General features: G+C 73.2%; 8 protein-coding genes. 2 read left to right on the top strand and 6 right to left on the bottom strand.

The window, feature by feature from the left end; translation table 11 throughout:
- Positions 1–94 precede the first annotated feature (94 nt).
- Together EJG53_RS39235 and EJG53_RS39230 are read right to left on the bottom strand one after the other, a co-directional pair.
- Entirely contained in the window at positions 95–934 is an 840-nt protein-coding gene (locus tag EJG53_RS39235) for an inositol monophosphatase family protein (protein ID WP_125048878.1), read from the bottom strand.
- Positions 935–996: 62 nt separating this feature from the next.
- Positions 997–1,779 carry a hypothetical protein gene (locus EJG53_RS39230; RefSeq protein WP_125048877.1) on the bottom strand — a complete coding sequence of 261 codons (783 nt, stop codon included), beginning with the start codon at positions 1,777–1,779 and terminating at the stop codon, positions 997–999.
- Positions 1,780–2,010: 231 nt separating this feature from the next.
- Between EJG53_RS39230 and EJG53_RS39225 the strand changes: the two genes are divergently transcribed.
- Positions 2,011–2,559: a CchlQ gene (locus EJG53_RS39225; protein ID WP_125048876.1), complete on the top strand. Its 549-nt coding sequence runs from the start codon at positions 2,011–2,013 to the stop codon at positions 2,557–2,559.
- Between the two features lie 284 nt (positions 2,560–2,843).
- Here the strand turns inward: EJG53_RS39225 and EJG53_RS39220 are convergent, their stop codons facing one another.
- The 4 genes from EJG53_RS39220 to EJG53_RS39205 all read right to left on the bottom strand — a co-directional run bounded on the left by EJG53_RS39220 (position 2,844) and on the right by EJG53_RS39205 (position 14,201).
- The gene (locus EJG53_RS39220) at positions 2,844–3,473 is read right to left on the bottom strand and encodes a uridine kinase family protein (RefSeq protein WP_125048875.1); all 630 of its coding nucleotides are present in this window, start codon (positions 3,471–3,473) and stop codon (positions 2,844–2,846) included.
- Between the two features lie 139 nt (positions 3,474–3,612).
- Positions 3,613–4,422, bottom strand: coding sequence for an SAM-dependent methyltransferase (locus EJG53_RS39215; protein ID WP_125049882.1), 810 nt, complete (start codon positions 4,420–4,422; stop codon positions 3,613–3,615).
- A 155-nt stretch (positions 4,423–4,577) separates the two neighbouring features.
- The gene (locus tag EJG53_RS39210) at positions 4,578–12,695 is read right to left on the bottom strand and encodes a non-ribosomal peptide synthetase (RefSeq protein WP_125048874.1); all 8,118 of its coding nucleotides are present in this window, start codon (positions 12,693–12,695) and stop codon (positions 4,578–4,580) included.
- Between the two features lie 933 nt (positions 12,696–13,628).
- Positions 13,629–14,201 (bottom strand): rhodanese-like domain-containing protein, encoded by a 573-nt coding sequence (locus tag EJG53_RS39205; protein WP_125048873.1) that lies wholly within the window; start codon positions 14,199–14,201, stop codon positions 13,629–13,631.
- Positions 14,202–14,353: 152 nt separating this feature from the next.
- Here EJG53_RS39205 and EJG53_RS39200 point away from each other — a divergent pair, with 152 nt between their 5' ends.
- Entirely contained in the window at positions 14,354–14,632 is a 279-nt protein-coding gene (locus EJG53_RS39200) for a metal-sensitive transcriptional regulator (RefSeq protein WP_125048872.1), read from the top strand.
- Positions 14,633–14,637: the final 5 nt, after the last annotated feature.

Raw genomic sequence — 14,637 nt, 5'->3', positions numbered from 1 at the left:
CCCGTACGGCGAACGGCCGCTTCTTGAGCGGCCGTTCAGCCGTACGGAACTATCGCCGACACCGACGCGTTACTGCTCCTGAAACGCTTCGCGGTTACTCCTGACCGCGCACCATCGTCATCAGCAGCCGGTGGGTCTCGGCGTCGGCGGCCGCGACGAGCCCCCGGCCGCCCTGGCCGACCGGGGCGCCATCAATGCCGGTGACGACGCAACCGGCGGCCCGGCACAGGGCGATGCCGGCCGCGAAGTGCACGCTGCCGGACAGGTCGCCGCCGTCCGTGACGTACGCGGCGCGCTTGCCTGCCGCGACCCAGGCCAGCGCGAGCGTCGTGGACACCACGCGGGGCCGGAAGTGCTCAGCGAAGGCGGGCCGGGCCAGCAGGTCCACCGCCCGGAAAGCGGGGGCGCCGGGGAACGGCGGGTCGAGGTTGACGTCCACGAGCCGGGAGGCGGACGTGGGTATCAGCCGCTGATCGGCGCCGTCGCCCCGCTGATCGGCGCCGTCGCCCCGCTGGCCGGCGCCTTCGCCCCGTACCCACGCGCTCTCCCCGTCTGTATGGAAGACGTCACCGCTGAACGGGTCGGCCACCGCCGCCGCGCCCTCGCGCAGTGCCACGTTGACGGCGACCAGCATGCTGCCGACGGCGTAGTCCAGCGTGCCACACAGGGGATCCACCAGCCACTGCCGCGCAGCCTCCGCCGCACCCTGCCGCCCGCCTTCTTCGCCGAGCACCGCGTCGTCGGGCCGGGCGGCACGGAGGACACCGAGGATCGCCTTCTCGGCCGCCACATCGGCCTCGGTGGCGAAGTCCCCGCCTCCCTTGTCGATACGGGCGAGCCGCCGTCCGTACAGGTCGCGCACCACGTCCGCACCGGCACGCGCCGCGGCGGCCGCGACTCCGGCGTCGTCAAGATCCGTAAGTGAGTTCATCATGCCGAGGAGACTACGGACGGTGGCGCCCGGCCCGGCCGGGCGCCCTTCATGCTGCTCGCCCGCTACGGCTCGACGCTGGTCGGCCTCTCGGCGCGCAGATCGCTGACGAAACCGTCCTTCACGACCCGCATCCAGTAGGAGTGCGACCGGATTCCGGCGGGGACGCCGGGGTCACGCTGGAGCTTCCGGTCCATCGAGGTGGCGCCATCCGGAGCGTTCCACCGGAACGTGTACGGGTGCCACAGGCCCAGCTCACTGCTGTAGAACGGCTTGCGCTCCAGCACGATCACCTGGTCCGGGCTGCCTTGTGCGGCTTCCCAGTTGACGCGGACGGTGGCCGCGTCGACACGGTCGACGGAGGTCAGCCGCGGGGCCTTCGGGATCACCGACGAGGAGGCGGGCCGGAGGGCGCCGCTGCGGATGGTCCGCGGCACGGACGGGTCGTAGTGCTCCGGACGGTCCAGCTTGCCCGTGACGCGGAGTGTGACGGGGGCCTGGCTCTGCCCGCCCGCACAAACGTCGACCTGGGCGACCTTGAACCACGTGTCGGAGATCCGCACGAAGTCCTCCTCCTGCACGGGGAACTCGCGCGTGCTGCCGCCGACGACTCCGCTCACGGAGTAGACGTAACGGGAGTCGTCGGAGCGGACCACCTGGTAGCTGCACCGGTCGACGGCCGCGGCGCGCGCGTCGACCGCCGCCCTCGAAGTCGACGCGTCCGCACCTGCGGCGGGAGCGGTGGCGGACGATGCCGCCGCGGCTGCGCCCCCGCCCGCGGCGAGGGCACCAAGACTCAGCGCACAGGTAGCCATGGCGGCGGCGATACGGGTGATACGAGAGGTCATACATCCTCCGATGACATCCAACGGCTCACGGTACGGCCTTGATCGGTTCGCCGATCAGGACGGGACGCTACCGGCAACGAACGACCAAGAAACAGTCAACAACCGGCAAAGTGGTGATGTGATGGCGACTTTTCGCAGTCAGCGGGTCGCGGGCCCGGCCTCTGTTCTTCGGCGGAGGCCGCGCGTAGATTCCGTTCCCGGCACCGTGATCACCGCAGGGGGAGGACCCACGTGGACTGGGGAACGCTCGTCGCGACGGTCTGCGGTGGCTCACTCGCCGTCTCCGGTACCGTCCTGGCCGACCACCTGCGCCGCCGCCACGAGAACGACCGCGGCTCGGGGGAACGGCGGCGGGCCGTGTACATCGAGTTCATCACCGCCGCCGAGACCGGCCACGCCCGGCTGCGCCAGATCGCCCAGTCCCCCGTGGCCGACGCCGACCTGGGTGCCGCCACCCGGGCGGTGCTGAGCGATGCCGCGATCTACGAAGCGCGCGAACGACTGTTCATCGACGCGACCACCGCGGTCGCCAGCGCCGGACAGGCCCTGTTCGAACAGCTCCGCGCCCTGCAACGGGCCGTCGCGACAGGCGCCGAACCGGCCTCACACGCCTTTCACGACGCCTACCACCCGTACATCGGCACGGTCTGGGCCTACCGGGTCGCGGTGCGCGAGGAGTTGGAGGGCCAGTCCCTCTCCCCCACGGCTTTCGGCTGGGACCGCTGGGACGGCCGTGACCGGTGCCCACTGTGCCGGGAGACGACCGACAGCGGGACGTGATCGCACCCACCGCGTCCGAAACAGATCAAGGTAAGACGTCCCACAGACGGTCGGAGAACAGACCCACCGGCGGATCGTCGTGCGCCAGCGTTTTCAGGGGAATTCACCGGCCCGCGCAGGCCTGATTCCACACTTCGCCCGGCGGCGTTCCGTCCGCGGGTGTCATAGAGGCGCGCCGCGCCCCGCATCCGCGAATGCCTCGATGCATTGCCACATCGTCATCCGCCCGGATATCGCGGTACTCAATGCCGGGGCCGGAGTTTGCCTGTCAACCCCCACCGATCCTAGGTGTTCAGAAAATCAACAATCGCTCCGCGATACCTGTACGTCGGCACGGCGGAGTTCGCCTTCGGCGAGAGATGGTGCCGGAGTCTTGTGCGGGCCTCCGACCAGACCTCCTGGGCCAGGGTGTCGGCGGGCTGTGTCGCGTCGAGGATCAGGTCGCTGGCGTCGCGGGCCGGTTCGACGTGTTGTTCGTGGGCGTCGCGGCGGTGGTGGAGGTAGTTGTGCAGGAGGACGTCCAGGGGGAAGCCGTGGTGCAGGCACTTGCGCTGGATCTTGCGTACCAGCCGGAGGTCGGCCGGCAGGTCGACGAAGACGTCGAGGCGTGGGCAGCGTGCCGATGGTGCGGTGTGGTGGGCGAACAGGCCCTCGACGATGACGACGGAGGCCGTGGCCAGTGCGGCGTCGGCGTCATGGGTGAGGCGGTCGAAGTCCATCGACCGGGGAGATCCGTAGTCCAGGTGCGGTACCCCGGCGTCGTCGTACCTCCACACGCCGCCGTGTTCCGGAGTGCCGAAGTAGTAGTCGTCGCCGTGCAGGACGCGGGTGGAAACCCGGGGCGCGGTGGCCGTCAGCGCGTCCGCCAGTGTGGTTTTGCCCGCGCCGGAGCCTCCGGTCAGCGTCAGCAGCATGTGGTTCCCCCGTCCACTCGGCCCACTGGTGGTGCCGGTCGCGCCGTACGGCCGGATCGCTGTCCGCCGGCTCCCTGTCTTGTCTTCGGAGCCGGCGAACGTACGGATCGGGTGGAGCGGGACGGCAGGGGCCGGGGCCTCAGGCGTTCTTGCGGGCGACGGCGCCGTACATCGCGATGTCCCGGTCGTCGACCTGCTCCTGGTCGGCGTCGGGGCGCCAGCGGTGGACCTGCGTCAGCCCGGGGCCGACCAGGTCCAGGCCCTCGAAGAGCGCCTCGGCCTCGGCCTTGGTGCGCAGCTTCATGGGCATGCCCCGGCGCGCGTACTCGTCGGCGACCCGGTTGACCTCGCGCGGCGCGAAGTCGGCGGTCCCGATGGTCATGGCCAGGAAACTGCCGGCGGGCAGCGGCTCCAGGAGGCGCCGCACCAGGCTGTGGTCGTCGGGCGGGAGGATGAAGTGCAGAATGCCGATGATCATCAGGCCGACCGGCTGCCGCAGGTCCAGCAGTTCCTGGAACTGCGCGGAGCCGATGATGGCCTCCGGGTCGCGCATGTCGGCGTCGACGTACGCGGTCCGGCCCTCGGCGGAGCCGGTGAGCAGCGCCCGCGCGTGGGTCAGCACGATCGGGTCGTTGTCTACGTACACGGCGCGGGCGTCGGGCCGCACCTGCTGCACCACTTCGTGCAGGTTCGGGGAGGTGGGCAGGCCGGTGCCGATGTCGAGGAACTGCCCGATGCCTTCCTCACGGGCCAGATAGCGGGCCGCGCGGTGCATGAACTTCCGGTTGGCCCGCATGTGGACGGGCAGTGCCGGCCACTCCTCGCACATCACGTCACCGGCTTCGCGGTCCACGGCGTAATGGTCCTTCCCGCCGAGGATGTAGTCGTACACGCGCGCCGAGTGAGCCGTACCGGTATCGATCCGGTCCACCGGGTAGCCCTGCTCCAACACCCTTGCTCCTTACGGTTGTACCTGCGCCACGACGGTCCGGCGCCACGGTGAGTGTATGCGGTACCCGATACGGCCCTGTCGGTGCGGTATGCCTGTTCAGGGCCGTGGCACCGCCACGGACGCCCGACCGGTCAGGAACGGTCACTCCCCGTTCACCGTGCCGCTTCGTCACTCAACCTGTCGGCGATCGCCTCGAATTGCTCGATCTCGTCCTGATCCAGGTCGAGGAGCGGGAAGTCGGAGGGTGTGTGTCCTCCGGCCGCGGGGCTGTCCGTGTGGGCGGCCAGGCCGTCCAGCAGGTCCAGCCAGGCGCCGCCGATCCGGGCCGCCACCGTCGCGTCCAGCAGCCGGTCCGGCCAGGTGAGGGTGAGGCCGATGGCCGGCCCGTCCGCCGTGTCCCGGATGACCGCGCTCGCTTCCAGTACGTGCGGGGCGGGCATATCGGGGTCGGAGGAGGAGCCGATGGCCGGTTCGCCGGTCAGTTGCCAGGGTTCGGGCGCTCCCGCCCGGGTGGGGGCGGCGAGGAAGCGGCCCATGTAGTTGAAGCTGATGCGGGCGGAGGGGAGGTGCGCCCGCCCGGTGGGTGCGTCGGTGCTCCCCGCGAGGTGGTCCGGTCCGTCTTCAGTTGCCGCCCGGGACTGTTGCTTGACGGCTTTGAGCAGTCGGCCGGCCGCGGGGCCGCCCGCCGACGCCTCGGCCAGGTCGATGCCGGTGAGGTCCAGCCGCTGCGCGCGTACGGTGGTGAACCAGCCCACCGTACGGGAGAGGTCGGTTCCGTCGGCCGCCGCACGGCCGTGCCCTTCGACGTCCACGAGGACGGAGCTGCCGTACGGCCGCCCGTCCATGACAGCCCCTGCCAGTGCCGCGAGCAGCACCTCGTGCACGCCGCAGTGGTACGCCGCCGGGGTACGGGACGTCAGGATCTCCGCCTGCCCGGCCGGCACCGCCCAGGTCCGTTCGCGCAGGGTTGCCGCGGTGTCGACGGCCGGATCGAGGTCTTGGCCGACCGGCAGCGGGTCGGGTGCTTGCGCGGCGGCCGACAGTGGTGAGGACGGTCGCGCGTCGAGTGGCGATGCGGTGGGCGGCAGCGCGTCGAGCCGCAGTGCATCGCCGGTCCCGGGACCGTCGGTGTCCGGCCCGGCCGCGGCCGCCCAGGTACGGAACGACGTGCCCACCGCGTCGAGGTGCGGTACGCCGCCCTCCGCCGCCGCCTCGCAAGCGGCCCGCAGATCCGCGAGCAGGATGCGCCACGACACCCCGTCGACCGACAGGTGGTGGACGACCAACGCCAGACGCCCCGCCCGCCCAGGCCCGGCGTCCAGCCACACCGCCTGCACCATGCGGCCCGACGCCGGGTCGAGCCGTCCCACGGCATCCCGCGCTGCCCGTCCGGCAGCCTCGTCGAGATCGTCCGCGACCGGCAGGCAGGTGATCAGCGCCTCGGCATCCACCGAGCCCAGCTCCCCCGTCTCCAGCGCCCACCCGTCCGCGTCCGGCACCACGCGGGCCCGGAGCATGGCGTGCGTGTCCAGTACGGCGCGCAGCCCGGCCGTCAGGGCGTCCCTGGTGAGTGCGGCGGGGGTGGCGACGATCGCCCACTGCGCGAACCCGCCGCCGGTGACCCGCTCGCCCAGCCTCCGCATGAGCGGCGTCCGGGGAATCCGGCCGACGCCCGTGTCCACGGAGGTCTGCGGGCCGGTCGCGTCGTCCGCCGTACGGGCCAGCCGGGCGAGCCGTTCGGGCGTCTTCGCCTCGAACACCTGCGGTGAGGTCAGCACCAGTCCGGCGCGGCGGGCCCGGGCCACCAGTTGGAGCGAGATGATGGAGTCACCGCCCAGCTCGAAGAAGCTGTCCTCGACGCCGGCCCGTTCCAGCCCCAGTACCTCGGCGAACAGGGCGCACAGGAGCTCTTCGGCCGGGGTGCGCGGGGCCCGGCCCGCGGCCCGCGCGGTGAAGTCGGGGGCGGGCAGGGCCGCGCGGTCCACCTTTCCGTTCGGGGTGCGCGGCAGCGCGTCGAGCACCACGACCGCAGCGGGCACCATGAACTCGGGCAGCGCCCCGGCGACGTGCTCCCGCACCGACCGGCCGTCCACCGGGCGCCCGTTCACCGAACGGACATCGACCGGGTGACCGTTCACCGGCCGCCCGCCCGCCGGCCCCCTGGGCACCACATACCCGATCAGCCGCCGCTCCCCCGGCCGGTCCTCGCGGACCGCGGCCGTCGCCTCGCCCACCCCGGGGTGGGCGCCCAGCGCGGCCTCCACCTCGCCGAGTTCGACACGGTAGCCGCGTATCTTGATCTGGCTGTCGGCCCGCCCGGCGAAGACCAGTTCGCCGTCGCCGGTCCAGCGCACGATGTCCCCGGTGCGGTACATCCTCCTCCAGCCTTCAGCCGGGGGGACCCCCATGCCGGGCGTGAACGGGCAGGCCACGAACCGCTGCGCGGTCAGTGCCGGCCGTCCCTGGTAGCCGCGCGCCAGGCTCTCCCCCGCCACGTACAGTTCCCCGGGCACGCCGGGCGGCACCGGCTGGAGGAACGCGTCCAGGACGTACAGCCGGGTGTTGGCGACGGGACGGCCCACGGTGGGCGGCTCGCCGCCGGTCAGCGGGGCGGTGGACGTCTGCACGACGGTGGCCTCGGTGACGCCGTACTCCTCGTGGACCTGCCGTCCCGGGGCCCAGCGCCGGCGCAGCTCCTCGGTCAGCGGCTCGCCGCCGGTCACTATGACGCGCAGGTCCGGCAGGTCCTCCGGCGGCAGGTGCAGCAGGAAGGACGGGGTGCCGCCGAGCTGGGTGATCCGGTGGGCGCGCAGCAGGCGGGCCAGGTCGGCGCCCAGGGACGGCGGGCCCGGCGGGGCCAGGACGAGGCGTCCGCCCGCGCACAGTACGGGCCAGGTGTCGGCGATCGACACGTCGAAGGTGGGGGCGGCGAGCTGGAGGACGCGGCTGTGCGGGCCGATGCCGAACCGGGCCACCCGGTCGGCGACGAGGTTGCGCAGGCCGCGGTGGGTGACCGTGACGCCTTTCGGTACGCCGGTGGTCCCCGAGGTGTAGATGAGGTACGCCGCGTTGTCCGCTCCCAGCGGCGTACGGCGTTCGGCCTGGGTCACGAAGCCGCCTTGGTGACGTGCCAGGGCCTCGGACACGGCCGGGTCGTCCAGATCGGCCACGTGCGCGGCGCAGTCGCCGGGCACCGCGTGCCGGGTGTCGGCGGCGCACAGCACCACGGCCGGGTCCGCGTCCCGCAGCAGGAAGGCCCGGCGCTCGGGCGGGTAGTCCGGGTCGACGGGTACGAGGACGCCGCCCGCCATGAGCACGGCCAGTGCGGCGGTCAGGGACTCCGCCGAGCGCCGCAGCACCACCGCGACGCGGCGCTCCGGGCCGACGCCGAGGTCGATCAGGTGGCGGGCCAGACGGCCGGCCGCGGTCGTGAGTTCCCCGTAGGTCACGGTCCTGCGGGCGTCCTCGACGGCCACGGCGTCGGCCGACCGCGCCGCGCGACGGCGGAGCAGTTCCGGTACCAGTACGGCGGGCAGCGGCGCCTCCGTACGGTTCCACTCCGTCACCACCTGCCGGTGTTCTTCCGCGTCCAGCACGCCGACGCGCCCCACGGCGGGCGCCGGGCCGTCGGCTGCCAGTTGTTCGAGGACCAGGGCCAGCCGGGCGGGCAGGGCTTCGACGACGTCGGCGGGGAGCAGTCCGCGCTGGTGGATGAGGTGGATGCGGAGCTGTTCGCCGGGGGTGATGTTCAGGCCCAGCGGGTAGTGGACGACGTCGGTCACGTCCGAGAGGCGGATCGTGAGCGCGCCGGGCCGGTCCGGGGCGGCCGGTGGCCGGGGCAGGTTCTGGTAGACCACGATGCTGTCGAAGAGCGCGCCGGGGCCGCCCAGTTTCTGCGCCTCGGACAGGCCGAGGTGCCGGTGGGGCAGGAGGGCCGACTGGCGTTCCTGTACGTCCTTGAGCAGGGCGGGCACCGGCTGCGCGGCGTCCAGCGGTACCCGTACCGGCAGCGTGTTGATCAGGAGGCCCACCATCGTCTCGACGCCCGGCAGTTCGGGCGGGCGGTCGGCCATGGTGACGCCGAAGACCACGTCCGTACGGCCGGCCAGCCGGGCCAGGACCAGGGCCCAGGCGCCGAGTACCACGGTGCTCGCGGTCAGGCCGTGGGTACGGGCCAGTTCCTCCACCCGGCGGGACAGCTCGGCGGGGAGGTCGGCGTGCAGGTGGACGGGGTCGGTCGCGCCGTGCTTCGGTGCCGTCGGCGCCACCAGGGTGGGTTCGCCCGCGCCGTGGAACGCGGTGCGCCAGGCGTCCCGTGCGGCGTCCTTGTCCTGCCGCGCCAGCCAGGCCAGGTACTCCCGGTACGAGGTGACGGGGGCCGGCCGCGGGTCGTCGCCGCCCGCCGCGTACGCCGCGGACAGCTCCGTGACCAGCACCGGCAGCGACCAGCCGTCCATCAGGATGTGGTGGGTGAGGACGACCAGGTGGTGGCGGTCCGCGCCGAGGCGGATCAGCAGGAGCCGCCACAGCGGCGCCGTCGCCAGGTCGATCCGCCCGCGCTGTGCCCGTGCGGCCAGCTCCGCGGCCGCGGCCTGCGCCGCGTCCTCCGGGAGGTGCGACACGTCCGCCTCGTGCCAGGGCAGCGGCACGTCACGCGCGACGACTTGCACGGCCGCGCCGGACGCGCTCCGGCGGAAGCTCGCCCGCAGGGCGGCGTGCCGGTCCACCAGGGCCCGCCAGGAGGCCCGCAGCCGGCCGGTGTCCAGCGGCCCGTCGAGCTCCAGTGTCCACCGGCTCTTGTAGACGTCCGGCGCCAGCTCGTCGTAGACGGACTGGAACAGCAGCCCTTCCTGCAAGGGTGAGAGCGGCCAGACGTCGGCGAGCTGCGGTACCGCCTGCTCCAGCTCGGTCACGTCCTGCTGGGTGAGGGTGAGCAGCGGGAAGTCGGAGGGCGTGTGCCCGCCCGCTCCGGTGGTGCGGGTGTGCGCGGCCAGGCCGCCGAGCAGGTCGAGCCAGAGCTGTCCCAGGGCCCGTACGGCGGCCTCGTCCAGGAGGTGGTCGGACCAGCTCAGGGCGAGGGTCAGTTCGGGTCCGTCGGGGGTGTCCCGTACGGCGGCCTCGGCTTCCAGGGCGTGCAGTACGGGCATGGCGGGGTCGGCGGACTCGCCGATCGTGGCGTGACCGGTGAGCTGCCAGGGTTCGGCCGGGCCGGTGGGTGTCCCGGCGGTGAGGAACCGGCCCAGGTAGTTGAACGAGACCTGCGGGGCCGGAAGCGCGGCCAGCGCCGGTCCCGTTTCCGGGTCGAGGTGGCGCAGCAGGCCGTGGCCGAGTCCGTCGCCGGGCACCGCCCTGGCCTGTTCCTTGACCGCCTTCAGCAGCGCGCCGGCCGCCGGGCCGCCCGCCAGGGCTTCGCCGAGGTCGACACCGGCGGCGTTCAGACGGACCGGGTGCACGTCGGTGAACCACCCCACCGTACGGACCAGTTCCACTCCTTCGGCCACCGGCTCGCGGCCGTGACCCTCCACGTCCACCAGCAGCCCGGCGGCCGGGACGGTGTCCGGCCGCCAGTGGGTGAGCGCTCCGGCGAGCGTGGACAGCAGGACTTCGTGCACGCCGCAGTGGAATGCGGCGGGGGTGCGGCCCGTCAGGGTTGCCGCATGGCCGGCCGGAACAATCCATTCCGTACGGCGCACGGTCGCGGCGGTGTCCCGCAGCGGATCGGGCGTCCGCATCCCCACGGTCAGGTCGCCGCCGTCCAGCAGTGCCTTCCAGCCGTCCAGTTCCGCGGTGCGGCGCCCGTCCGTCGCCTGTGCCGCCAGCAGCCCGGCCCACTGCCGGAAGGACGTTCCGACGGGGTCGAGCACCGGCGTCCGTCCCGCGGCGACCGCCTCGCAGGCGGCCCGGAGGTCGGGGATCAGGATGCGCCAGGAGACCCCGTCCACCACCATGTGGTGCACGACCAGCACCAGCCTGCCGTTCCGCTCGGGCCCCGCGTCCAGCCAGACCGCTTGGACGAGCGTCCCGGCGGCGGGGTCGAGCCGCCGCAGCGCGTCCCGTACGGCCTGCTCGGCGGCCTCGTCCAGACTGCGGCCGTCCTCGGGGACGACGCGGGTGACCAGCGAGGCCGCGTCCACCGTGCCGCGCCCGGCCACCGTCAGGACCGGCTCCGGACCGTCCGTCACGATCCGGGCGCGCAGCATGGCGTGGGTGTCCAGTACGGCGGCCAGCCCGCCCGCCAGCACGTCCCGCGTCAGCCCGGCCGGCGCGCCGACGGTCACCCACTGTGCGAACCCGCGGCCGGCCCCCCGCTTCCCCAGCGCCCGCATCACCGGGGTCCAGGGCACGTCCCCGGTCCCCTCGTCGTCCTCCGTGGCGCCTTCCGGCCGGCCCGACACGGTCTCGGCCACCGCTGCCAGCCGTTCGGGCGTCAAGAGGCCGAAGACCTGACCGGACGTCAGGACCAGCCCGGCCCGCCGGGCCCGCGACACCAGTTGCATCGAGCTGATCGAGTCACCGCCCAGCGCGAAGAAGCCGTCCCGCGCCCCCACCCGGTCCAGCCCCAGCACCTCGGCGAACAAGCCGCACAGGGTCGCCTCGGCCGCCGTCCGCGGCTGTTCCGGCGCGGCCGTGCCGAAGCCGGGCGCCGGGAGGGCCTTGCGGTCGACCTTGCCGTGCGGGGTGAGCGGGAGCCGGTCCAGCGGTACGAGGGCGGCCGGGATCAGGTAGTCGGGGAGCGTGGCGGTGAGGTGGTCCCGTAGGGCGGTGAGGAGCGTGTCGGGGTGTTCGTGGCCGGGGTCGCCGGTGGGGTCAGTGGGGCCGGTCGGCCCTGCGGGGCCGACGTGACCGTCGAACCCGTCCGGATCCGTCGCCGCCTCAGGGCCGGCGGCAGGCACGACGTAACCGACCAACCGCCGCTCGCCCGGGTGATCTTCCCGGGCCACCACCACGGCCTGCCCGACCGCCGGATGCGCGGCGAGGGCCGCTTCCACCTCGCCCGGTTCCACCCGGTACCCACGAATCTTGACCTGCTCGTCGGACCGCCCGACGAAGACCGGTTCGCCGTCAGCGGTCCACCGCACCAGGTCCCCGGTACGGTACATCCGCTCACCGGGCGCGAACGGGCAGGCCACGAAGCGCTCCGCAGTGAACCCCGGGCGCCCCAGGTACCCGCGGGCCAGCCCGTCCCCGGCGAGGTACAGCTCGCCGTCCGTACCCGGTGCGACCGGCCGCAGCCACGGATCGAGCACGTGCAGGCGGCGGCCGGACAGCGGCCGCCCGAGGGGCAGGACGTCCGGCACCTCGTCGCCCGGCCGGACCGGACGCGTCGTCGCACACAGCGTGGCCTCCGTCGGCCCGTACAGATGCTGCACGGTCACCTCCGGGCACGCCTCCCGTACGCGGGCCACCGCCGCGGCCGGTACCACGTCGCCGCCGCACATGACCTGCCGGAAACCCCGGAAGCACTCCGGCGACTCCTCCGCGATCACCCGGAACAGCCCGGCCGTGAGCTGCACCGCCGTCACACCGTCGGCCGCCGCCCGGCCGAGTCGCCGCGCGTCCGGCGCGCCCGGCTCCGCCATGACCACCGTGCCGCCGACCGCCAGCGGCAGCCACAGGTCGAAGAGCGACGCGTCGAAGGCGTACGGCGCGTGGGCCAGCACCGCGTCGTCCGGGCCCGCTCCCCACCTCGGGTCGCTCACCAGGCCCGCCACACTGCCGTGCGGGACCAGGACGCCTTTCGGCAGCCCCGTCGAGCCGGAGGTGTACATGATGTACGCGGCGTCCTCCGCGCCCACCGTCACCCCGGTAGTGCCGGGCGGGCAGGCGGCCACCGCCGCCATCACCTGTGGGTCGTCCAGCACCACGGTGCGCGCGTTGTCCGGAACCAGAGGCCGTGTCACGGTGCGGGTCGCCTGCGAGCACAGCACCACCACCGGGGCCGAGTCCGTCAGCAGGAACGCCACCCGGTCCGCCGGATACCCGCAGTCCACCGGAACGTACGCGGCTCCCGCCTGCCATACCCCCAGCAGCGCCGTCAGCAGGTCCGCCGACCGCTCCAGCGCCACCGCGACCCGGTCGCCGCGCCGCACGCCCCGGGCGGTCAGGTACGCGGCCAGCCGGTTCGACGCCGCTGCCAATTCCTCGTACGTGTCCTTGCGTTCGGTGTCCGCCACGGCCACCGCGTCCGGTGTGCGGGCCGCCTGGCGGCGGATCAGTTCGGGCACCGAAACGGCCGGCGCTCCGGCGGACACGCGCTCCCGGCCGGTCATCGTCCGGTCCCCGTGCCGGGCCGACAGCATGTCCCGCGAGAAGGACGTTCGGAGGGGGCCGTTGCCCTGCTTCCTTTCCGGTGGAAGAGAAGCGACGGGCTCAGGAACAGGGGCAGGTCCGAGTACGCCAGGCCGTTCATGGTTCCCCCTTGGATGGCAACGACCGAAATAACCGGCGACCCCATGGCCGTAGGCGCGGCGCATTTCCGCAACTCCGCGCGTTCCGCGTCGGTCGAGACCGATCGGCGTACCGTGATTCGAGGGTCGGCAGCCCTCACTTTGCGGTCCGTGAAGTAGGGGGTCAACTGCACCCAGTTGGACGAGCACTTGGTCCGTACGCGTCCAACTGGTTGTTTTCCGCACTCCGGACACCGGGCCGGGACGGACCGCCGTCAGGGATTCCCGCCGAAGAAGGCGACGCGCTTCTCCCCAGCCTGACCGAGGATTTCACACCCGTCCCGGTACGAGCCGAAACCGCTGGCGACACTGCCGACGACCTGCAACGACCGGGTCGGCAGCAGCTCCACCGAGCGAAGAACGCGCCGAAAGCGAATGCGGCTCCGTGGCCGAAGAGGCGGAGCCGGTACGGGGAGTTGGGTGCGGGCTCCACGGAATTCGCCGGACGAGGGGGTGCCCGCCTGCCGGGGAACTGCGCCCCGGCGCCCCGTCATCGACCGTCACTCCCGCCACTTCCTCGTACGAGGGGGCGCTTCCGCCCCGGACCGCGCTCTCCAGGGGCACCTGCGGCCCACCTTCCCGGCACGCCGTTCCTGCGAAACTCGCGCCATGGCCAGCGCCCCGCACAGCAACGAGCTGAGTGAATGCGGCGGGAGGAAACCACTCTGCTCACGGATTTCCCCGGATTCCCGAGGAGCACCGGAACTATATGCGGCCGGCCCTTTTCGACCCGGCCGTGCGGGCGGCGCCGACCGGTCAGCGGCCGAGGGCCGCGAGGGTGGCTTCGAGGTCGGTGGCGCGGGGCCGGTTGTGCGGCAGCCTGGACAGCACGGCCGCCATGCCGCAGGTGTCGGTCGCGGCGGAGAAGACCAGGCCGCAGCCGATCGCCGCGGACAGCCAGCGGGCGTGCCGGTAGCGGGTGCCGAGGGCGAGTCCGGCCACGACGAGGGAGCCGGCGGCGAGGCGGACCTGGCGTTCCATGGGCCAGGCGGCCTTGGCGCCGGTGTCGTCCTCGCGCTCCATCGGATGGCCCTGTGCGGCCCAGGCGGCGGTGCCGCCGGTGAGCGTGGCGGCGGGGATGCCCGCGGCGGCGAGCTGTTCGCAGGCGGTGGCGGAGCGGTTGCCGGAAGCGCAGACCATCAGCAGTTCGCCGCGGGCGGCTGCCGCCTCGACGGCGGGGAGGGCCTTCGCGAGGTGGTCGAGGGGGATGTTGTGGGCACCGGGCAGGTGGCCCGCGGCGTATTCGCCGGGGGTGCGGACGTCGACGACGGTGTAGGCGCTCAGCCGGCCGGCCACCTCGGCGGGACGGACGGCGGTCTGGGTGATCATGTGCATGGGGTTCCTTTTCGTTGCGTCCCCGGGCCCCGGGGAAGCGGGCTCCGACGGACTAGAATACCCGCGGGGGTATCCGGAGGGCCCGGAACCACACCCGGGACGCCCGGGGTGTCCCCGGGGCGCGGGTCTGCCGCGGAGGAGGAAATGTGGAGCTGGAGATGGCGGCCGAGGAGCTGAAGAGCGTGCTCAACCGGTTGCGGCGGGCACAGGGACAGATCGCCGGGATCATCAAGATGATCGAGGACGGCCGGGACTGCGAGGACGTCATCACGCAGCTCGCCGCGGTCTCCCGCGCGCTGGACCGGGCCGGGTTCGCGATCATCGCGACGGGGCTGCAGCACTGCATGGCCGACGGGGAGCAGGCCGGCGGCGACCGGGAGCAGATGCGGGCGCGGCTGGAGAAACTGTTCCTCTCGCTGGCCTGAGAGGT

Source organism: Streptomyces chrestomyceticus JCM 4735, from assembly GCF_003865135.1.
Taxonomy (GTDB): domain Bacteria; phylum Actinomycetota; class Actinomycetes; order Streptomycetales; family Streptomycetaceae; genus Streptomyces; species Streptomyces chrestomyceticus.
Note: the sequence above shows the minus strand (reverse complement) of the source record. Positions and strands in the feature narration are given on the sequence as shown.